The sequence below is a fragment of the Cytobacillus oceanisediminis genome, assembly GCF_022811925.1.
GTDB lineage: Bacteria > Bacillota > Bacilli > Bacillales > Cytobacillaceae > Cytobacillus > Cytobacillus oceanisediminis_D.
On sequence record NZ_CP065511.1, the window covers coordinates 2,293,482 to 2,314,894 of the forward strand.

The following is a 21,413-nucleotide window of genomic DNA, read 5'->3' on the forward strand; positions in this document are numbered from 1 at the left end:
GACCCCTGTTACCCTAAAGCATTAGTGAATGATGGGACAGGCACCTTTTTGGGTTGATAATTGCCTTATGTGTTTTATTGGAACCGCTCATTTTTCAAAAAATCCATTTACCAACAATCAAACAACTAGTTTATAATAAAAAAGATGTCCAAATTGGATACTAGAAGTCTATCTCTATGACCCTAAGAAGTGTAAGAAGGTGAACGAAATCAACATCATTGAAACAAGGGTAAGAAGTTTTATAGAAGATATTCAGCACCCGAAGCAAAAGAAAAAGTTAAACATAAACGATTTAGAATTTCAGCTGCGAAAACTGCTGGATGATTACTATGAAATGGATGGTTATTCACTGTTTTATGAAGCTATTCAATCATTGCAAAATGAAGGGCAGCTGAATCCAATACATAACAATCAATATAATGGCAAGATACCATCTTTGCCTTTATATTACTGGGTTAACTTGAAAGTTCAGATGGACAAATGGGATCGTCTCGAGATGATGAAGCTGAGTGATCTGTTCGATTTTTCATTTTATGAACGGCATCCGGAATGGCAGACGAAAGAGGAATGGAGCCGGATCCAGAATTTATATGCTTTTCTCCAGTCCAGCGGTGAACGGGAAACCATTTCACTCGAGGAAAGAAGCCTGGAGCTGTTCGGCCATGAAAAATTCTTGCAGGACGTGATCAGTTTTCCTGATGGAAAAGGTTTTTTGGCGCGAATTGGCGTATCGGAAGAGCAGCTTAAAGTGGTGAAATACGGAGAGCCTTTTGTATTTTGGATGAAGCAGGGGAAGGAAGCCAGAGATATTCAGCGGGTTCTGATTGTCGAGAATCTATCATTCTTTCATACTTCCATTCAATTATTGGAAAGTAATCTGCTGGATTATGAGCCAGAACTTATCATTTATGGGGAAGGCACTAAGATTGAACGGAGCTTTTCGTTTTTCTTTAAAATTTTCCCGGCTAAATCGTATCTATTCTATTATGCGGGAGATCTTGATGCGGCAGGATACGGGATCATGACCCGGCTGATTGAAAAATATCCGGATTGCTGCATTCAGCCTGCATTAAAGATTTATCGTAAAATGCTTGAATGTCTGGATCAAAGAAATGAGCAGAAATCAGGCCAGCTTCAAAACCTAAAATACCGAGATGCATTCTTCCAATGGTTTACCGAGGAAGAGAGGGACTTATTAGTGCAATTATGGCAGGAAAATAAACGGATTCCTCAGGAAGTCTTAACTATTGAAACATGGAGGAGATGGATGTGAACGAATCATGGGAAGGGTTCGCCCAGAGGATGCAGCGTTTAAATCCGCTGTTTGAGCTCGGGAGAGGAATGGAAGTCGGAGAGCTGAAGCCTCATATCCAAACGATTCTGATGCAGGTGCTCCTCACCATTTTTTACCGGGAATTGAATGATGATGATCATCGGAGAAAATCGGATATCAAGTATATGGTCGAAGATTCAATCAAGCAAATGAAGCTTTTAGCCGATGAGAAGCAGATTGAACGGATCACAAGCGGGCTTCTGTATCAGGGGAAAGAGGAATACAGCAGGCCGTTTGAAGCCCTGTATTACGATGAAATCAGGCAGTCATGGGAGACGCAGGTTTTCCGCTACGTGACAATGGATGAATTATATACAAACCTGGAGATGGGCGGATCGATCGTCTACAAGCTCACAGATGTCTCACAGGAAATGATTTTCATGAGCAGGGAAATGGCTGAGGAATTCTCGATCACCATTGAACAGCTCTACAGTATGCAGCTGATTAAAAACGGTAATTTCCGCAAAGCTACTCGAAACCTCGATCACCTCATTTCACGGGTCAACCGCTTAATGGCAAAAGAATTCTCCTTTCAAAAAGAAATGATCAACAATCCCAAAATCTTATTGATGGAAGAAGAAATGCAAAGGGCTGATAACCGTGCGGAAATTGAAAAGCAATTTGAAGAAGAGAAGAATCACTTCCGTACCATCAGCAGCATGATTGAGAAGACGAAACGAAGAAATGAGGAAGATGATCTCATTCAAAAAGAATTGATCCTTCTCCAGGAAAAGATTGGCCATACGAGGCAATTGCATGACCGTTTTGCCAAGCTTGTGATTCAAAATATCTCCTATGAAATGAAGCTGAAAGCGGAAAATCCATCCCTGTTTTGGGAAAAGAGCCTCGTTTCATTCAGGGAGCATATTTACGAGAACTGGTTCATGAAAGAAGGGTTTTCTTCCTTCGATAGAGTTGAAAAAGTATTAGGTCCTTTATTTTCGCCAAAAAATGAATTTATTTTGCCTTTGGATTGGATTTGGGGAGAGCAGGAATTTGATGAAACGCAGCTGACAGAGACAATGGAGGAAGAAGTGCAAGAGGAAAGCTTTACCCATCAGAGGGTAACGAACTGGGATTCTGTCATCAAGGCCTGGAGCTATGTTTTTCAATATTTGCAGACATACGGAGAGTTTTCCCTGGCTGATTTAACGACATTGCCGCTCGAGGTTCAGGATTTATGGTTTGAAGAATCAGAAACGATTGATTTATGGATGATGTTTGATAAAAAGCCGCTGAAGGTTCAGGTGCTTCATCGGAAAGAAAAGACGTTAAGCGATGAACGGGAGGTTCTCCTCTATAAACTGATGCAGGAATATCCGCAGTTCCAGGTGTTTGAAGGCTTGAAAATATATACCGAGTTTGATCATCGGGCGGAACCTTTCCTCTGGTATCAAATGAAAATCACTCCGTTTAAAATTTGTGTAAAGGAGGAGAAATGATGAGTGCAGAAAGTATCAAAAAAGCATCCGCTGTTTATTTTACGCTTTTAAAAGACAAAGTCATCGACGAAAACAGCGAGCACTTTCAGGCGTATTTCGATCCTGATGTAAGACAGACGGTTCTGTTATTGGCAGACGAATCCGGGACCTTTATCATTGAATCGCCAAAACGGATTCAGCTCGTCGTGCAGCCGACCGGCTCTGTTTTTGCTACAAATTTTACTCATATGAAGGATCGGCATAAGCAGGTTGAAACGAAGAAACACTTTCACCTGATGAGCGTAGTCATTATGGCATTCCTGGCAAGCATCGACCGAAGCCAGGCGGCTAAAATCCGTACGAAGCGCGAAGGGATTAGCTACTATACCTTGGAACGGCAAGTCAATGATGTCATTATGAATTGGGATAGCATTCTTAAAGCAAAACCGGATTTCGGAGAAGATGAAAAAATTGATATGAAGGACGTCGTGACAACATGGAAATACATGGAGGTCGAAACGGATGATTATGGATCTAAGAAAGCCAATCGCAGAACGCGTATCGGTTTGATTGCAAGCAGCATGCGTCTTTTGGAGACAGAAGGACTCATCGTCATTCTCGATCGGGAGGATATTCCAAAGGCGATTCCGAAACAGGAATTATTTGAGCGAATTGAATATCTGTATCACGATTATGACCGCTATGAAATGTTCAAGGAATTAATGAAGACAGAGGAGGATCAGCATGCCGAAAATCCATCGAATTAGAATTGCCGGCCTCAAATATGATGGCATGCAAAAGCAATACAAGGATACAACATTTAACTTCCATAATGAGGAGACCTCCACAAATGGCCTTATTTCCATGATGAATGGAGGCGGGAAAGGGGTTTTCCTGCAGACCATCTTCCAGATTCTTAAGCCAGGAACGTCTTGGGGAAAGCAGAACAACCGCTATTATCAGCAATTCTTTTTTAATAATAAAGAGCAATTCATTCCTTATACCTTTCATGTTCTCATTCAATGGGAGCTCGACGGGGCTGACCGCAGGCATTTGGTGACGGGCGGAATGTTTTCAGCAGAACAGCGGATTTCCATGAACGAAGAAGGCGGAGAAAGCAAAACGCTTGAACAGGAAGCGAAAATTGTCCCGAATATCACGTTTTATACCAGGGAGTTTGAACGGAAAGAAGAAGCATCACTTGATCATATTCCACTTTATGAAGATGGTGAACTGGCTGAAACAGAAGGCCTGAAGGATTATTTAAAATGGAATGGATATGATGTCTACCGGGATACAAAGAAGCACTACCGCATTCTTGATACATACGGCATTAACCGCAAAGACTGGGATATTATGAAAGACATTAACAAGGATGAAGGCGGTGTTGGAAAATTCTTTGAAGGCGCTGAAGATGATCACTCCCTGTTCCAAAAGCGTATTATTCCTACAGTCAGTCAGGTCCTGCACAGGACGGAGCATCAGAAGAACGATCTGGTGGAGATTTTTAAGAGTCAGGCAAGTATTGCAAAGGACCTGCCTGTTTTGCTAAAAAGAGAGCAGGCTCATAAAGAGTTCCTGGAAGATATTCTTCCATTTGAAGAGAGTCTGGCAAAGGGCATCGAGCATAAAGAAATTGTTGAGGACAGCATTAAGGTCGGGAGACAGCTGCTTGGTGCTTTGGAGCATTTGAAGAAAACGGAAGAAGAAACACTCATTGAGCTGGAAAAGGAAATCGAAAAATTATTAGGCAGGCAAGTGGAACTGCGCTTTCAGAAAGATAACCTTGAGTACGCAAAAGCTCACCGGGAAGTGCTGGATTGGGAGAAGAAACTAGGGGAAGAACAGAAGAAGCATACGATCCTGCAGGAAACGGTGAAAGAAAAGCAGGAGCGAAAAGATGAGCTGGCTGTTCAGCTTTTATTGAAAGAATGGCATGAAGGGGAACAGAGCATCCGCGCTCTTTCCCAGCAGATTGTGAAGCTTGAGCAAAACAGCGGCTTAGAGCAAGTGAATCAAAGAATGGATGAAATCAAAAAAGAAGCGGCGCACCAGTGGGAAAAATCCACCGCGGCTATTAGGGAAGCCGTTCAGCATTATTCCGGATATCAGAAGTTTTTAAAGAAAAAAGCAAACGACCTGTCTAAGCAGGATAAACAAAAGACCCAGGAGATTGCCCAGCTCCGTACGGAAATTGATTTTCTTTATACTCAAATTCATGAATTTGAATCAAAAGAAGAACATCTTATCAAAGAATTCGGTGATCGCTTAACCTACGATATACAGGGCTTTATCGAAAATCTTAACAAACAGATTGAAACCAAAAAAGCTGCTCTCGAGGATTTGCAGGCAAAAGAGAAACAATCCAATGATAAGCAAAATCAGCTTGCATCTTCACATGGCACGCTCGCTCAATCCATTCAGTATTCTGAAGAAAAGTGTGAAGAGTTAAAGATGAAAAGCGAAGAGCAGCAGCGAAAAGAAGTGAAGCTGTACGATAAGCTGCAAGGTGTGCTGGATGATGTCACAGCGCAGTTTTCGAACGCTCTTTTATCCAAATATGCCCTGCAGGTGGATGGGCTGCTCGTTCAAAATCGTGAGCAAGGGGAAGACATTAAAAAAGCGCTCTGGGAAACGCAGCTGGACTATGCCTTGAATGATGAGCATTTCTGGATTGCGAATAATGATGTGAAGGAACTGAAGGAATGGATTGATGAGAAAACAGGCATAGATGTGTTTTACGGCTCACAATTTCTCCAATCCTTAAAACCGGATGAAATCGTGAGCCACATGCTTTCTCATCCGCTCTTGCCATACGGCTTAGTTGTCAGCAGGCCGCAATGGGAAAAAATGAATAAGCAGGTCCTTGCCGGAAGAATGTTTAAGAGCCCGGTTCCGATTTTTATGCGGGAAGAAATGACGGGCGAAAATCAGCAGAATTCCTTTGTGATGATCACCGGTACGGAGAAGGAACTGCTAACAGATAAAAATCAGTTCACGAACTGGAAAATTAAGATTGCGAAACAAATAGAAGAAAAGAAAGATACACTTCTAGAAATTGAAAAAACGGAGAGCTCTCTCCGCCGTATTTTAAAAGAAATCGACCGTTTCCTTTCCCATGACCTTGCCGGTGATATCGAAAGAGCACTGCTTCAGGAAAAGGAAGCCCTGCTTTCCAAGAAAACGGAATTGCAGGCCATCATCGTGCAGGAGGAAAAAGAAAAAGAACGGCAGCTGGGACTTAGAGAACAGCTGGAAAAGACGAAGGTAAAGATTGAGAAGCTATTAAAAGATGTGGAAACATTAGAGAACTTTAACCATGAAAAGTCGCTGCACCAGGAAAATAAACGGGTAAAGCAGGAAAAAGAGAAACAAAAGGAAGCTTTCGAAAGTGTACAGAAAGAGCTTGGAAACGAGCATCAGACCATCGTTGGCCTGCAGGAAAAGTGGAGCCAAACCTATTTGGAATGGAAGCTATCAGCCGAGCAAAATATTAAGGAGATCAGCTTCTTTATAGAAGGTGCGGTTTTTCCAGCCGCTGAGAAAGCAGAAGCTTCTGAAGAGGTTCCGCGATTATCACCGCATATGTTAGAAGAAATTAATGGAAGCATTGAGGAGCTCAAACAGCTGCAAAAATCAAAAGAAGAACAAGCCAGTGAATTGCTGGCGATTCAGGCGACAAGAGAATCGGAGCAAAAGCAGCAAAAGAAGCTGGAGAAAAAACTTCTTGCTCTTAATGAAGAGTGGAAAGATGCGTCTGTACCGGATGAACCAATGAGTATTTTGGAAAATATGGTACAGACAGCTGCAAAGGAAGCAAAGGCAGCAGAGAAAGAAGAGCGTGAGCAGGGAACAGCTGTAACTGTAGCCGATACATCCTTAAAGCATGCGAAGGCGCAGCGTGATAAAACTGCTAAAAAAGTGGCCAAGCATGATAAACAGCCTGAAGAATGGGCAGAGCTTGATCTGGAAGTGAAGACGGTTGAGATCGCTGACCAGACCAAACAGACGAATGCAGAAATAAAGAAAACGGAAGAGCGCAAAAAAGAGACCGAACAAAACATTGCTGAGTTTGAAAACAATCAATTGCATCTATCCGTAATCCTTAAAGAGGAAGCAGCAGCTTTTGCGGATGAAGATATTGAAAAAATAAAGAGTCAAGGAAAGCAAAGCATCATTTCCTGGAGTGAAAAACATCAGGGTATTCAGGATGAAGGCCAGGAGAAGCACGCAAAAATTGAACAATCCCTGCGCAATTTAAAGCTTAATATTGAAGGCAAGGATTGGGAAATCCGCTTTAAGAATGAAGTCTTAACTACGCTTGATCATATGGATACCAGGCATTATGCGCATATTCAAAGTGTAGTCCAAAACATGAAGCGCTTTTCACAGAGCGGCTTAGAGCAGCTGGAACGCGATAAAGAACGGGCAGAAAAAGCGCAGAACTTCTGGGCCAGCCGAGCGAGCATGAAGGTGATGAGCATTTCAGAAGCGATTCGCTCGATGATTGCGAAAATGAAGCTGAAGAATGAACGGGGTTCTTTCCCGCTTGTCCAGCTCAAAGAAGACATCCTGCCTAAAAAAGCGGAAGATGTTGAACCTTTACTGAAACAGCATTTTGTTTCAGCCATTAACAAAATTACAAAGCGATTCGAGATGATTGATGACAATAATCTGGAGCTTGATCAGGAAATTAAACAGCTTATCAGTGATGAGCAGATTTTATTTGTCTCTCTCAGAAATCGTTACCCGGAACTGTTGGTTTATAACATGCGTACTGATAATGCCTTCATGTACGGAAAACCGCAGCGTGAGCATTATTCAACCTGGCAGACGATCAACCAGGGTTCAAAGACTAAATCTGATGGCAGCGGCGGTCAAAAGCTATCTGCCCGCATGGTCATGATGATGATGCTTCTTTCTGTTAAGAGTGAAACCGATCAAAGCTGGGTTCCGTTAGTCTGTGATAATCCGTTTGGACAAGCGGCTTCTGCCCATGTGCTTGACCCGATTTTCGCTGTAGCCGATAAGCTGAAGTTCCAATTCATCGTCGTCACTCCGCCTGAATTGGTGAAAACAGAGATCAGCCAGAGGTTCGATGCGTACTATAAATTGGATTTCATCCGGGAAAAAGGGAAAGAGATTGTGTCGGATACGATTGTACCTGCGTTTCGAATTTATCAGGGAGAGGAAGCTGTTCATTAGATTAAAAGAATTAAAGTATTGCCATTTAACAAAAACTATGCAATACTTGGTTGAAAATATATATTTTATACAAATTCTTATCCAGAGAGGTGGAGGGACTGGCCCTGCGAAGCCTCAGCAACCCCTGATTATGTCAGGAAGGTGCTAATTCCAACAGAGTTGACACTCTGGGAGATAAGAGGTCGTTTTTGATAGCAAAGGCCTCTTAAAATAAGAGGCCTTTTTTTGATGCTCCTTTATGATTTGAGCTTGGGTTAGATTAGAACGAAGAAAGAGGAGGAATGGCAAAATGGAAAACGGCGTTATACAGGTACCGGAAGCATATTCGAGGATATTACAGGAATCTGATTTGCTCGGCTTCGGGCAGTCATGTGATAGAAAAACAGGATTTTTACTGAAGGGGCTGGCTGCTTCAAAACCAGGAGGCAGTTTTTTGGAGCTGGGAACAGGTACGGGAGCGTCTGCTTCATGGATCATTGATGGGATGGATGAAGGCAGTAAGCTTACGACCGTTGACATAGATTCGACAGTGCAATCGATCGCGAGAAAGTACCTCGCGAATGACAGCAGAATCACATTTTGCTGTGAGGACGGAGCAGCTTTTATACAAAACCTGTCGGAGGGGTTCGATTTTATTTTTGCAGATACGTGGCCGGGGAAATTCGAGCTTCTGGACAAAACCTTGGATCATTTGAATATCGGCGGTTTTTATGTGATTCATGATGTGTTTCCGCAGCAGAAATTGCCAGAAGAATTTAGGATCAAAGCCACTAAACTTCTAAAAACTCTGCGGGACAGACCTGACCTTGACATAACAGAATTGGATTGGTCTACCGGGCTGATACTTGCAGTTAAAACAGCGGTTTGATAGATGAAATTATTCATTGAAACTAAGGGGGATCGTTCCATGAATAGTATTAAAAATCAGGTTGAACATCTACTTCATGAGGATGAAAACATTATTGAATGTTTAACCTGTTCATTAGTTGCCCATTACTGTTTAGCACCGCATGCAGGCTTCTTTGCGGCAACGAACAAAAGACTGCTATTCTATGGAATCCCGGTATCAGATACAAACAAGGAATTAGTTGAAGAATTTGCGTATAGCAATATTACTTCCATTGAAGAAAAAAGGGGAATCACCGGGAAGCATATTCATATGTACTATAATCAAGACTTTTATAAATTCCAGCAAATCCAGGGGATGAATATGTTTGATTTTTTGGTGGCTGTTAAGGAAAAGATGTGCATGTTTACCACTTCAGCAAAAGAGCGTTATCCTGTAAGATAAGTGCTCTTTTGAATGATTGAATATATGGCTTCCTTATTTGCTTAGATAACTTTTCCATGCATTGGCGATTAAATGGACTCCTCTCTGAATGTCGATCATGGAAGGGGCGCCATATCCAAGCATCACTTGATTGTTTGGCTTGTGAAGATGATACATAGGTGAAACAGCATCGATTTCAACTCCCGCCGACTTTGCCAGTTCAATTGCTTTAGATTCATTCAATCCTTTGGGTAATGTCACGATGATATGCAAGCCCGCTGTATCTCCAATTATGTCAAAGAGTTCTCTTAAATGTTTTGACAGGCTTTCTATTAAACAGCTCCGCTTGGCTCGATATAACGTTCTCATTTTTGCTATATGAGATGTATAAAGTCCTTCTTCCATAAATTTTGCAGCAGCTCGCTGATCGATTCTTGAAACAGTCGACTTTTGATAAGCATTAAATTTTTCAAAGTCTTGCTGCAGTGCTGCTGGCAGAATCAGATAGCTAATCCGAAGTGATGGCAGCAATGTTTTTGAAAAGGTGCCGAAGTACAGAACCCTCCCGGTTGAATCCAGATGGGATAATGCTGGTATTGGTGCCCCTTTGTAGCGAAATTCAGAATCATAGTCATCCTCGATAATGTAAGCATCCTGTTTGATTGCCCAATTTAACAGTTCAACCCTTCTGGCAATAGACATAATTGTACCGGTAGGATATTGATGAGCAGGTGTGGTATATAATAATTTTACAGGCTCATCAGAATCAGGCATACAGCATCCTTCCTCATCCACAGAAATCGGATAACATGGTAGCTGTAATTGCTCAAAAATAGATTTAGCCCGAATAAAACCTGGGTCTTCTATTCCGATGGCTTCCCGTTTAAAAAACAAACATACATTTAGTAACTGCTGCTGAAATCCGTTGAAAATATACACTTGCTCCGGCTGGCAGGCCAGCCTTCTAGCTTGCTGTAAGTATAGTGCAATTTGGACACGCAAAGAATATTCGCCCTGCCATGGTGCATTGCTGGCATTAGATTCATTAAGCTCTTTTCTGTATAATCGGTTCCAATGTTTATAGGGGAAGGCGGAGGCATCGATCTGCCCATTTTTAAAATTAATGAGAAACTCATTCTGAACTTTTTTCTCCAAGTCCGTTGTATTAATCTGACTATAGTGCCATTCATCCTGAATTTCAGAAACAAAATAGCCTCTGCGTTCTGCTGAATAACAATACCCTTCACTCTGCAACTGTTCATAAGCCATCTGAACAGTTATGATGCTTACGTTTAATTGTTCAGCCAGCCGCCGCTTTGCAGGAAGTCTTGCATGAGCTGACAATTTATTATCTAAAATCGCCAGCCGAATTTGTTCATAAATTTCTTTGTACTTTATTCCATTTTCCGAAAGCAGAATTTGAAATTCCATCGAATCATTCCCTGGTATTATAATAAAATTCATTTTTGGTTATTTTTATCATACCAGAATTAGGTTTTAATTGATTCAAGGAGAGTGATAGCATGCAAAAATTAGAAAACAATGTTGTACAGTTAATTCCCATGGAACTTGAGCATGTTGAAGGAATTTATGAAGCAGCTCAGGATAAACGCATATGGGAGCATATGTCTGTTGATTTAACTGAGAAAAGCCGGGTCATTTATTATGTCAAAGATGCCATAAAAAAACGGGAGCAAGGCACCGATTTTGCTTTTGTCATTGTCCATAAAAAAACAGGGAAGATCATCGGCGCTACCTGGTTTCTCGATATTTCAACCCAGCATAAACATCTTGAAATCGGCTCCACTTGGATGAACCCTATTTATTGGCGCACGAATATTAATACAAACTGTAAATATTTATTGTTAACATATTGTTTTGAAGAGCTTTCCCTTAACCGTGTACAAATCAAAACGGGACATGAAAATGTCCGCTCACAAAAAGCAATAGAACGAATCGGTGCGGTAAAAGAAGGCGTTCTTCGAAATCATATGATACGAAAAGAGGGGACCATTCGTCATACTGTCCTGTATAGTGTCATAAAGGAAGATTGGGGAAAAGTAAAAAGACATTTCGAGGAGCACTTGCTTTTATAGGTTTTGTGGAGCATCTCAGGCAAGAAGTTTATAATGATTAATAAAACTGCTGGAAGGGTGTAGATTCAAATGAATGCTGGTTCTTTTTTTCCTGATAATATTAAAAAGGCGCTTCAGAATACTCCCCCTGGTGATTGGATTCCGGAGATTCCAGATGAGTGTATACGCCTGCATTGCGGCTATCCAGCACCTGCCCTTGTGCCTGATGAAGAGGTAAAGGCAGCTGTTAACAGTCTATTAGAGGAAGAACATGATTTGCCGCTCCATTATATAGGAAGTCCCAAGATTTTAAAACTCAAGCAACAGGTTTTAAAGAGATTGAAAGAGCGGGGGATATCTGTTACGGAAAAAGAGCTTTTGATAACTTCGGGTGCCTGTCAGGCGATCGATTTGATTGCCCGCATTCTCCTTGATGAGGAGTCAATCGTGGCAATAGAATCTCCCACTTATATGGAGGCTTTAGAAATTTTCCAGAATTACACAAAACATATATTTAGTATTCCTGTAGACAAGCACGGACTTCAAACAGATGTATTGGAAGAGATTCTAGAGGAAAGAAAGCAAAAAGGGCTCGCTCAGCCGCGTTTTCTCTACACAATCCCAACGTTTCAAAATCCTACAGGGACGACGATGACAGGAGAGCGCCGGCAGCATGTATTGGAGCTTGCAGACATATATAATTTCCTAATTGTAGAGGATGATGCTTATGGAGAATTATCATTTAATAAAAGACTCCCCACTCTAAAAGCAATGGATCAAAACTCCCGAGTTCTGCATGTCGGTTCGTTATCCAAGATAGTGGCCCCTGGCATGCGTATAGGATGGATAGCGGGAGCAAGTGAAATGATCCATGCATGCGCCTGGTTTAAAAAAGATCTGAACCATCCGTTTGCTCAATCTGCCATGGCTGTTTATTTTGTAAACACGGATTTTAATAATAAACTAGAAACCTTGAGAGATACATACCGGTCCAAATGCGATGTTCTGACCTCCGCACTGGAACAGTACCTTCCTGAATCAGCTTCCTGGTATGTGCCCGAAGGCGGGTACTTCGTGTGGATGAAAATTCCCGGTGCCGATACATCGGAACTGCTGACACATGCCCTTGCAGAGGGGGTATCTTTTATTCCTGGCAAATACTTTTTCATGGATCAGGCAGCTGGAACGGAATTTCTTCGCCTTTCCTTCAGTTATGCTGATGAGAAGGAAATAACAGAGGGGATTCGCAGGCTGGGGAGAGTCGCAGAGGCCTATCTTTGAATGAAAATATTTCTATGGAACTTGTAAAAATGAAGAGGAATAAAGTAAACAAAGCCTAATTTTCTCAGTATTGTATGCGGGAAATTAGGCTTTTTCTTTAGAATACCGGTAAGTGATCGCTTTATTTTTTAATAAATTATAGTCTTACCTGAACCTCAGTACCGTCCTTAGCTTTGATATCTACTAGCACGATTCCCTTATAATTTTTCAGTTCCTTGACGATAGGCATTAGCGTTTTTTTGTCTATTAGCGGAAAGGTGAAGTCCAGTTTTTTCCTTTCAAAGTGCTCTTTTGTCCATTTGTTTGCATTTTGCTGAATAAATTTTGAAGATAATAATGAAATAAAAATGGTTAATATAACATATGGAATTGGTATGGTTAACCGAAGGTCTTTTGCTTTCACTTTTACATGCAGCATAAGCAGTTCACTAATCAATGATGATCGAAACGGTATCTCCGTTTGCCGATTTAATATCAACAATTTGGCCATCTAATTCGTTTTCGATTGCTTCTATAATAAGGCTTATGTCTATATCTTTAACGTATTTTTCTGATTGGGGGATACTCGCTGCTATGCTGTGTCCAGCCATTAATACTGCCTTGACAAGTTTTATTGGCAAATTGACCGTGACGTTATCATTTTCGGCTGATACAACTCGAATTTTTAATGTTTTATCTAAATACTTGGCCGGTTTTTCTAATACCTTATTACCTGTCGCTTCTTTCTCTTTTAATACTTCGATCAGTTCTGAACCCTTATCGGCATCAATTTTCCCTTCTTGAACCATTGTTAACACTCTTGTAATTTCCTCTTTCATGATAAATTCCTCCTTATTCCTCTTTTAATAGCTTTATGGCTTCTTCTGGTGTGATTTCGCCATTTTCCAACATGGTGACAACTTTTTTCTCGTCTGCTTCATTTTTCTTCTTCTGCACATATCCGAGGGATGAAATGATGTCTGTTAGCTTGCCTCGAACCGTTGGATACGAAATACCCAGTTCCTTTTCAACTTCTTTGATATTCCCTCTGCATGTTAAAAATACTTCCACAAAATGAAGCTGATCCTTTGATAATGATGCCAGCTTAGATAATTCAAACTCATTTTCAATCGTCGTGTGACAATGAGAGCAATGCAGCTTCGTAATTTTCAATGTTTTACTGCAGACAGGACAATCTGTGATTAATTTATAAGCCATAATGAAATTCCTTCCTTTTATTTGATTTGATTATATAACAAAAAATTAAAAATATAAATAATTAAATTTAAATATTTTTAATAAAAAAATAAACAATTTTAATTGGATGTTTAATATTATTGATTAATAGGTGAAATTGCAGAGGTTTTATGAAAAGAGCCTAATAAAAGGGAAAATAAAATATTAATAGAAAGTAATCAGTGATGCACTTAAATATTTTCGCGCTGAAGGAGTGATTTTTCAATGCATTTTCGAAAAGCAAATGAAGAAGATTTACAAGCTATTGTCCGCTTGCTTGCCGATGATGAATTAGGAGCAAAGCGTGAGAGGTATGAAGAACCTCTGCCGGATTGTTATTATAAAGCATTTAAGACAATTGAAGCACAGTCGGGAAATCAGATCATTTTAGCTGTAGACGGTCAGACGGTGATTGGCTGCCTTCAGTTAACGATCATTCCTGGTTTAGCACGACAAGGGATGAAGCGCGCACAAATTGAAGGGGTCCGGGTCGATCAGCGCTGCCGAGGAAATGGAGTAGGGGAAGCCTTGTTTAAAGAGGCAATTGCAATAGCAAAGTCTGAAGAGTGTGGTCTTGTTCAATTGACGACTGACAAGCAGCGTAATGATGCTCATCGTTTTTATAATAAGCTGGGATTTTTAGCGAGTCATGAAGGGATGAAATTAATCTTTTAATTTGATAGCTTTATTCCACGGGCGCGATTTTTGGATCAGATAGAATACCAGCTAAATACTGCAAAATAATATTGAAGGAAGGCTGAATAATTTTTCATTATATGGAAATTATATAGTTGAATTCAAAAAGGAGGAATGATGTGGAAACCAGTATGAGTGTTGAAGAAGTATTAACCGGGATCTCTGAACTGTTGGAAAAAGAAGGGCAGCCGCCCCGAAAGAAGCAAGTAAAGAAATCAAATCCAGAGCTAATGAAAAATGCATTGTATTATTTTCCGAGCTGGGAAAATGCAGTAGAGCAGTCTATAGGATCTTAACCTCAAAGAGTACATAACATATCTGCTTTTTAAATTGGAGTGTCTTCGTAAGTGTTTGTCCAATTTAAAAGGAAATACTGAAACCACAGAAGATGCCTGCCTGATGGAAAAGTGCAGGCATCTTCTGTGGTTTTATAGATAGAATGAATTTTTCATTAGATGGGTAAGTCTAATGGGGTTTTAAAATACCCTGTCGCCATTAAAGATCGAATTCTTTACAATAACATAATCAACATGACGGATGGCATCCAGCTTGTTGCCGCCTGCGTAAGATATGGAGGACTGGAGATCCTGCTCCATTTCTTTCAGCGTATCTGCTAATGATCCTTTGTGCTCGACTAAAATTCTCTTGCCTTCAACATTTTTCTTTTCGCCTTTTTGAAATTCAGAGGCTGAGCCAAAGTATTCTTTATAAAGCTTTCCATCTTTCTCATTCTCAATGGTTTTTCCAGGTGACTCCTCATGTCCTGCAAACAAGGAACCAATCATCACCATTGTTGCACCAAATCGAATCGATTTGGCAATGTCACCATGGGTGCGAAGACCTCCATCTGCTATGATCGGTTTGCTTGCTGCCTTTGCACACCAGCGAAGTGCAGCTAATTGCCAGCCGCCCGTTCCAAATCCTGTCTTAATTTTTGTGATGCAAACCTTACCAGGTCCAATGCCAACTTTTGTGGCATCAGCACCAGCATTCTCTAATTCTCTGACTGCTTCCGGGGTTCCGACATTGCCAGCAATCACAAAGCTTTGAGGAAGGTGTTTCTTTATATGCTGAATCATTTGGATAACAGCATTGGAATGGCCATGAGCTATATCAATGGTAATGTATTCCGGTGCCAGCTTTTCATCAGCTATTTGCTGTATAAACTCATACTCGCTTTCTTTGACGCCAACACTGATCGAAGAGTATAATCCACGTGCCTTCATATCGTTCATAAAAGAAATTCGCTTCTCTGGTTCGAATCGATGCATGATATAAAAATACCCGTTCTCTGCTAAGTATATGGCAATTTTCTCATCTACAATCGTCTGCATGTTGGCAGGCACAACAGGCAGTTTAAACGCACGATCCCCCAGGAATACCGTTGTATCACATTCAGATCGGCTATTGACGATACTTTTTGCGGGAATTAATTGAATATCTTCATAATCGAATACATTTTCCATTGTAATCCTCCTATTGAAAACAAAGCTGAATACGTACGGCCATTGCAATGATAGGTTTTTCAGTTTCCATCCATCTTATACAAGCTAAGAAACCATCATTAAAAAAGAGCTTAGAAAATTCCTAAGCTCAATGGATAATAGGGGGTCGAATTGTGAGGGTTCGACCAATTTAATTTTATACAATTCTGTTTATTATTTCAACTTATTAAAGTAAAAACGCATAAAAGTGATAATCCATTAAAAACTTTCGCTCATTTTAGAAGTTCAACATAAGGGCTATCAGAATATTTTTTATTAATCTTGCATTTAAGAAAAAATTAGTTACGATATTAATCGTAATAATTACGATTTAAAAATGCTTCCAGCCTTCCCAGCTAAGCCGGAAAATTTAATATCGAGATATACATATTAAAGAAATAAAGAATTAGTTATATTTTTTAAATCGTAATGATTTTGATTTGTGAAGCGGGGTGAAAAAATTTCTTTTAATGCAATATAAATGCACAGTCCACTGCGAGGCAGTGAGAAAAATAAAATCAAGGGGGAAGGTCATCATTGAATAAGAAATTTTACATTAGCTTATTAATAGTTTTATTGACGCTGCTTACAGCTTGCTCAGCAGAAAACGCCAATTCATCTGCAGAAGGCAATAGTGGAGAAAAAAAGAAAGAGGTAACGTTCCTCTCCAATTTTCCAAGTGAAACACTTGATCCGCATCTGAATTATACAGCTGTCAGGGCAGGGATAACTGAGACACTTGTGAGAGTCAATCAGGACCAGGAGCTTGAAGGCTGGCTTGCGGAAAGCTGGGATACAAGTGATGGGGGACAGACATGGACCTTTCAAATTAGAAAGAATGTCACTTTTCAAAATGGTAAGAAAGTAGATGCAGAAGCTGTAAAAGCTTCTTTAGAACGAAACATACAAGTGAGCGAGGCTATGAAAACGGCATTGAAAATCAAATCAATGGAAGCGGACGGACAGACCTTGGCCATCACAACCGAGCAGAAATTGCCGCAATTTCCATCCGAGCTTGTCCATCCCAACACGGCAATAGTAGATAGCACACTTGAGAATATGGAACAAGAACCAATAGGAACAGGTCCTTTTAAAGTCGTATCATTTGAGCCGAACAGCAAGCTGGATCTGGAGAGATATGGAGAGTATTGGGACGGGGAGGTTAAGCTTGACCGGGCAACGATGACATTCAACGAGGATGCCAATGCACGGACAACAGCACTTCAGTCAGGAGATGCAGATATTGTTTACCGTCCGGCTATAGAAAGCCTTGAGGTTCTCAAAAGTGATCAATCTATCAAAACGAATGTGGTTTCCAGTCTGCGCACGCATCTTCTCATGTACAACTCTGGTAAAGAAACCTTTAAGGATCCTAATGTAAGAAAAGCTTTTGATGCTTTGATTGACCGTCAAGCGGTTGCGAATGAGATAATGGCGGGGCAAGCGACAGTGGCCCAAGGACCTTTCCTTGCAGACTCTCCATTCTCGCCAGATTATGAAAAAAAGCAATTTAGCATTGAAAAGGCCAAAAAATATCTAGAAGAAGCAGGATATGAGAAAAAAGAAGGAAAGATGGTAAAGAACGGCAAGCAGCTTACTCTTAAACTCATGACCTATTCCTATCGTCCTGAATTGCCGTTAATCTCCCAAGTGCTGCAATCCAATGCAAAAGAATTGGGAATCGCGATTGAAATTCAGCAGGTTGAAAATATAGACGAGTATTTGGCAGAGAAGACAGACTGGGATCTAGCCACCTACAGTCTTATTACTGCGCCAAGAGGAGATGCGAGCTATTTCCTTAATTCAGCGTATATGGCAGGAGGAGCAATCAATCCAGGGCAAATTCATAATGATGAGCTTGCAAAGCTTATAGAAGAGTTGAACCAAACATCTGATAAAGAAAGACGGAATGAAGTATCAAAAGAAGCAATCCAAATCATTGATCAGGAAAAACTGCATTCCTTTCTCGTTCATCCAAATAATTTTGTTGCTTATAAGGATCATGTCCTGAATTGGCAGACCAGTAAAAGTGAGTACTACGCTTTAACCAAGGATTTAGATGTGAGGACAAAATGAAACAGACTGGCAAAAGACTGTTTGAGCTTGTCATTTTCCTGTTTGTATTATCCTTTATCAGTTTTGTCTTCATGAAAGCAGCTCCGGGGGATCCTGTAAGATACATGCTGAATATAGATGATGTTTCCATTACAGATGACCGGATTGAAGAGCTTAGAAATGAGCTGGGCTTTAATGACCCCATTTACGTTCAGTATTGGAATTGGCTGATCCGGTTCTTTCAGTTTGATCTGGGGGAATCTTATATGACAAAACAGCCGGTACTGAATGAATTGATGAATAAAGTTCCTGACACACTTGCGTTAACCTTTTCGTCGATGGCGGTCATGATGCTGATCGCTGCACCGATTGGAACGCTAGCTGCACTCTATAAGAATAAATGGATTGACCATCTCAGCAGGATTTTTGCTTTAATAGGTGCTTCAGTCCCCAGCTTCTGGCTGGGATTGCTTTTCATGCAGCTGTTTTCAGTTAAATTGGGAATTCTTCCGGCTATGGGTAAGGGTACTTTTCTTCATTTGCTGATGCCTTCCTTAACATTGGGCATTGCGATGGCTGCTGTTTATGTACGGCTGTTGAGGTCCAGTCTGCTGGAAAGTCTCGGACAGGACTTTATCAGGTCAGCGAAGGCACGGGGGCTTTCGCAAGCGAGGATTTTTTTCTTCCATGCTTTTCGGCACTGCCTTACACCGGTTATTACCATTTTTGGGGTAAGTCTTGGGAGTCTGCTGGGAGGAACAGTCATTATCGAAGTTCTTTTTGCATACCCGGGGGTTGGCAAGCTGGTTGTAGAAGCAATCGTAAGGAGAGATTATCCTGTCATCCAGGGATATATTCTTTTTATGGGACTTTTTGTTGTCATGATCAATCTGCTGGTTGATTTTTCGTATCGATACCTGAATCCGGAAATCCGATTGAGGGGCGGTGACAGGCGATGACCAAACGATTGAGAATCACAAAGCCAGGGATGTTATTGATGGTTCCTCTTCTTATTGTCATCATTATTGCACCTATTATCGCTCCTTTTGATCCGAATCAGGTCAATATGGGTGATCGGTTAAAACCTATGAGTATAGACCATTTTTTTGGGACTGATCATTTAGGGAGAGATGTTTTTTCCCGGATACTGGCGGGTGCTCAAACAACAGTCGGCATGAGTTTTCTGGTCCTGGCCATTTCACTGCTTATAGGTGTTCCCATCGGGCTGGTATCTGGATTTGCCGGAGGAAAAATAGACCGTCTACTCATGAGGGTGGTCGATGCATTTATGGCATTCCCCGATTATATTGCCGCAATTATTTTGAGCGGGCTGCTGGGACCGGGTATGTTCAATTTGATCTTTGCCATTGTGATGGTGAAATGGGTCGGATATGCCCGATTAGCCAGGAGCACTGTGCTGACGGAAAAGCAAAAGGATTATATATTAATAGCTAAAGTGAATGGCGTTGGCTCTATGAATATATTGCGGAAGCATATGATCCCTCATGTGTTAGGGAATGTGATGGTACTCGCGACCCTGGATGCCGGAAAAATCATCTTAATGATTGCTTCTCTTTCCTATATAGGGCTAGGGGCTCAGCCTCCGACTCCTGAGTGGGGGGCGATGCTGAATGAAGCGAAGGCATTCTTTTATAATGCTCCGCAATTAATGCTCATTCCAGGTTTATCAATCATGCTGATTGTTCTAATCTTTAATTTAGCTGGTGATTATTTGAGAGATCATTATGATGTGAAAAATCAGAATGGAGGCAGATGATGTCGGTTCTACGGATTTCTAATCTAGCCATAAAACATGGGGAAGAATATTTGGTGCGAAATATTGGTCTCTCTATCCAAGAAGGAGATTGGCTGGCGCTTATCGGTGAGAGCGGAAGCGGGAAAAGCATAACAGCTTCTTCTATTGGGGGCCTTCTCCCGCGAGACCTCAGCATTTCATCAGGCAGCATCCATATTGGGGACGTAAATCTCGCTGACTTAAAGGAAAAAGAACGGCGGACCTATCGCGGGAAAGTCATTTCCTATATATTTCAAGATTATCAGGGAGCTTTCACTCCATTTATGACCATAGGTGCTCAATTCGATGAAATGCTGAAAACGCATACGAAGGATTCCAAACAACAAAGAAAAGTAAGGGTCCTGGAATCATTAAGAAACGTAAATCTTCCTGAAGAAAGAGTGTATAAAAGCTACCCATTTCAGCTGAGCGGAGGGCAGCTGCAAAGGGCTGCCATCGCCATGGCGACGATATTGAAGCCGAAATTGCTTATTGCAGATGAACCGACCACCGCTCTTGACAGCATTACCGCAGCCCATGTTCTTCAGCTGCTTGCTGATCTGCAAAAGCAAACAAACTGCGCAGTTTTATTTATTACACATGATTTGCGGCATGTAAGGAAATTCGCCAATAAGATGGCCGTCATGCGAAAGGGCCGGATTGTGGAATCGGGGAAAAAAACGGAGGTACTCAAGCATCCGCAGCATGTCTATACGAAAGAATTGATAGCTGCAGTACTTTCTTTGAAGACGACGAAAGAACGATTGGCAACCATATAAATTAGGGGGGATTAAATGAGTATAGTTGGACCAGACGTGCTGGTGGCGAAGAATATAATAAAGCAGTATTCGTCTGGACAGAAAGCGGTCGATCAAGTATCTTTTATTTTAAAAAAAGACGAATGTCTGGGCATTGTCGGGGAGAGCGGGAGCGGGAAAAGCACATTGGCCAGGTGTCTCCTTGCATTGGAAAAAGTGGATCAGGGTGAAATCTGGTTTAAGGATAAGACCTTGCATACGGCTAGTAAGGAGGATCTTCGCTCAATTAGAAGGGGAATCCAGGCTGTCTTTCAAAATCCTGCAGCCTCACTAAATCCGAAACTGAGAATCATCGATTCGCTGATGGAGCCATTGGATTTTCAAAAGAGTATCCAGCCGTCGTTTTTAAAAGGAATTCGGCATCATCGTGAAAAGGCAGCAGAGCATTTGCTTGAGATGGTAAAGCTTCCATCCAAGTATCTTACCATTTATCCCCATGAATTAAGCGGGGGCGAAAAGCAGAGGGTTACGATCGCCCGGGCGATAAGCATTGAGCCTTCGCTTATCATTCTTGATGAACCCACAGCGAGCCTTGATGTTTCAATTCAAGCTAAAATCTTGGATTTATTAAAAGCTCTTCAGCAGCAAATAGGCGTTTCCTATCTATTCATTTCGCATGATTTGGCTGCAGTGAACTTCATGAGCGACCGGATCATGGTGATGAAGCAAGGGAAAATAGTAGATGAATTCAGCAATTATGATTTATTTTCAGAGAAAAGGGATTCTTATACAAAGGAATTGCTTAATGTATTTGAAGGGTAAGGG

The 21,413-nt window shown here is 41.2% G+C and carries 20 protein-coding genes and 1 riboswitch; of the genes, 15 read left to right on the top strand and 5 right to left on the bottom strand.

Features of this window, described 5'->3' with window-relative positions:
- The first annotated feature begins 199 nt into the window (after window positions 1–199).
- From IRB79_RS11720 to IRB79_RS11745, 6 genes are all read left to right on the top strand, one after another.
- Window positions 200–1,273 (top strand): Wadjet anti-phage system protein JetD domain-containing protein, encoded by a 1,074-nt coding sequence (locus IRB79_RS11720; RefSeq protein WP_243508580.1) that lies wholly within the window; start codon window positions 200–202, stop codon window positions 1,271–1,273.
- Window positions 1,264–2,775, top strand: a complete 1,512-nt coding sequence (locus IRB79_RS11725) for a hypothetical protein (protein WP_243508581.1) — start codon at window positions 1,264–1,266, stop codon at window positions 2,773–2,775. The genes IRB79_RS11720 and IRB79_RS11725 overlap by 10 nt, the downstream gene beginning before the upstream one ends.
- Complete coding sequence (locus IRB79_RS11730; RefSeq protein ID WP_243508582.1) at window positions 2,772–3,521, top strand: DUF6063 family protein; 750 nt, start codon at window positions 2,772–2,774, stop codon at window positions 3,519–3,521. The genes IRB79_RS11725 and IRB79_RS11730 overlap by 4 nt, the downstream gene beginning before the upstream one ends.
- Window positions 3,499–7,959: a coiled-coil domain-containing protein gene (locus tag IRB79_RS11735; RefSeq protein WP_243508583.1), complete on the top strand. Its 4,461-nt coding sequence runs from the start codon at window positions 3,499–3,501 to the stop codon at window positions 7,957–7,959. The genes IRB79_RS11730 and IRB79_RS11735 overlap by 23 nt, the downstream gene beginning before the upstream one ends.
- A 74-nt stretch (window positions 7,960–8,033) precedes the next feature.
- A riboswitch (SAM riboswitch) is annotated at window positions 8,034–8,140 on the top strand.
- 108 nt (window positions 8,141–8,248) lie between these two features.
- The gene (locus tag IRB79_RS11740; protein WP_243508584.1) at window positions 8,249–8,827 is read left to right on the top strand and encodes an O-methyltransferase; all 579 of its coding nucleotides are present in this window, start codon (window positions 8,249–8,251) and stop codon (window positions 8,825–8,827) included.
- Between the two features lie 39 nt (window positions 8,828–8,866).
- Window positions 8,867–9,250: a PH domain-containing protein gene (locus IRB79_RS11745; RefSeq protein ID WP_243508585.1), complete on the top strand. Its 384-nt coding sequence runs from the start codon at window positions 8,867–8,869 to the stop codon at window positions 9,248–9,250.
- 33 nt (window positions 9,251–9,283) lie between these two features.
- Here the strand turns inward: IRB79_RS11745 and IRB79_RS11750 are convergent, their stop codons facing one another.
- Complete coding sequence (locus IRB79_RS11750; protein WP_243508586.1) at window positions 9,284–10,660, bottom strand: MocR-like pyridoxine biosynthesis transcription factor PdxR; 1,377 nt, start codon at window positions 10,658–10,660, stop codon at window positions 9,284–9,286.
- Window positions 10,661–10,752: 92 nt separating this feature from the next.
- Here IRB79_RS11750 and IRB79_RS11755 point away from each other — a divergent pair, with 92 nt between their 5' ends.
- Together IRB79_RS11755 and IRB79_RS11760 are read left to right on the top strand one after the other, a co-directional pair.
- Window positions 10,753–11,325 carry a GNAT family N-acetyltransferase gene (locus IRB79_RS11755; protein WP_243508587.1) on the top strand — a complete coding sequence of 191 codons (573 nt, stop codon included), beginning with the start codon at window positions 10,753–10,755 and terminating at the stop codon, window positions 11,323–11,325.
- A gap of 69 nt (window positions 11,326–11,394) precedes the next feature.
- Window positions 11,395–12,585: an aminotransferase-like domain-containing protein gene (locus IRB79_RS11760; RefSeq protein ID WP_243508588.1), complete on the top strand. Its 1,191-nt coding sequence runs from the start codon at window positions 11,395–11,397 to the stop codon at window positions 12,583–12,585.
- Window positions 12,586–12,721: 136 nt separating this feature from the next.
- On the opposite strand, the gene IRB79_RS11765 is transcribed toward IRB79_RS11760, so the two are convergent.
- From IRB79_RS11765 to IRB79_RS11775, 3 genes are read right to left on the bottom strand one after another with little or no spacing between them, the layout of a single operon-like run.
- Entirely contained in the window at window positions 12,722–13,003 is a 282-nt protein-coding gene (locus tag IRB79_RS11765) for a hypothetical protein (RefSeq protein ID WP_243508589.1), read from the bottom strand.
- A 10-nt stretch (window positions 13,004–13,013) separates the two neighbouring features.
- On the bottom strand, window positions 13,014–13,403 hold the full coding sequence (locus IRB79_RS11770; protein WP_243508590.1) for an SHOCT-like domain-containing protein: 390 nt from the start codon (window positions 13,401–13,403) through the stop codon (window positions 13,014–13,016).
- A gap of 13 nt (window positions 13,404–13,416) precedes the next feature.
- Window positions 13,417–13,782 (bottom strand): DUF2089 domain-containing protein, encoded by a 366-nt coding sequence (locus IRB79_RS11775; RefSeq protein WP_197207249.1) that lies wholly within the window; start codon window positions 13,780–13,782, stop codon window positions 13,417–13,419.
- A gap of 243 nt (window positions 13,783–14,025) precedes the next feature.
- Between IRB79_RS11775 and IRB79_RS11780 the strand changes: the two genes are divergently transcribed.
- The gene (locus IRB79_RS11780; protein WP_243508591.1) at window positions 14,026–14,475 is read left to right on the top strand and encodes a GNAT family N-acetyltransferase; all 450 of its coding nucleotides are present in this window, start codon (window positions 14,026–14,028) and stop codon (window positions 14,473–14,475) included.
- Window positions 14,476–14,615: 140 nt separating this feature from the next.
- Window positions 14,616–14,792: a hypothetical protein gene (locus IRB79_RS11785; protein ID WP_019381986.1), complete on the top strand. Its 177-nt coding sequence runs from the start codon at window positions 14,616–14,618 to the stop codon at window positions 14,790–14,792.
- Window positions 14,793–14,972: 180 nt separating this feature from the next.
- Here the strand turns inward: IRB79_RS11785 and guaC are convergent, their stop codons facing one another.
- The gene (gene guaC, locus IRB79_RS11790; RefSeq protein WP_243508592.1) at window positions 14,973–15,962 is read right to left on the bottom strand and encodes a GMP reductase; all 990 of its coding nucleotides are present in this window, start codon (window positions 15,960–15,962) and stop codon (window positions 14,973–14,975) included.
- Between the two features lie 555 nt (window positions 15,963–16,517).
- On the opposite strand from guaC, the gene nikA reads away from it, so the two are divergent.
- Genes nikA through IRB79_RS11815 form a run of 5 tightly spaced genes read left to right on the top strand, consistent with a single transcriptional unit; the run spans window position 16,518 to window position 21,410 of the window.
- Window positions 16,518–18,056: a nickel ABC transporter substrate-binding protein gene (gene nikA / locus IRB79_RS11795; protein WP_243508593.1), complete on the top strand. Its 1,539-nt coding sequence runs from the start codon at window positions 16,518–16,520 to the stop codon at window positions 18,054–18,056.
- Complete coding sequence (nikB, locus tag IRB79_RS11800; protein ID WP_243508594.1) at window positions 18,053–18,994, top strand: nickel ABC transporter permease; 942 nt, start codon at window positions 18,053–18,055, stop codon at window positions 18,992–18,994. Before nikA ends, nikB begins: the two co-directional genes overlap by 4 nt.
- Window positions 18,995–19,023: 29 nt before the next feature.
- On the top strand, window positions 19,024–19,812 hold the full coding sequence (gene nikC, locus IRB79_RS11805; protein WP_243509360.1) for a nickel transporter permease: 789 nt from the start codon (window positions 19,024–19,026) through the stop codon (window positions 19,810–19,812).
- Window positions 19,809–20,609 carry an ABC transporter ATP-binding protein gene (locus IRB79_RS11810; RefSeq protein WP_243508595.1) on the top strand — a complete coding sequence of 267 codons (801 nt, stop codon included), beginning with the start codon at window positions 19,809–19,811 and terminating at the stop codon, window positions 20,607–20,609. The genes nikC and IRB79_RS11810 overlap by 4 nt, the downstream gene beginning before the upstream one ends.
- Before the next feature lie 15 nt (window positions 20,610–20,624).
- Window positions 20,625–21,410, top strand: a complete 786-nt coding sequence (locus tag IRB79_RS11815) for an ABC transporter ATP-binding protein (protein WP_243508596.1) — start codon at window positions 20,625–20,627, stop codon at window positions 21,408–21,410.
- The last annotated feature ends 3 nt before the right edge of the window (window positions 21,411–21,413 follow it).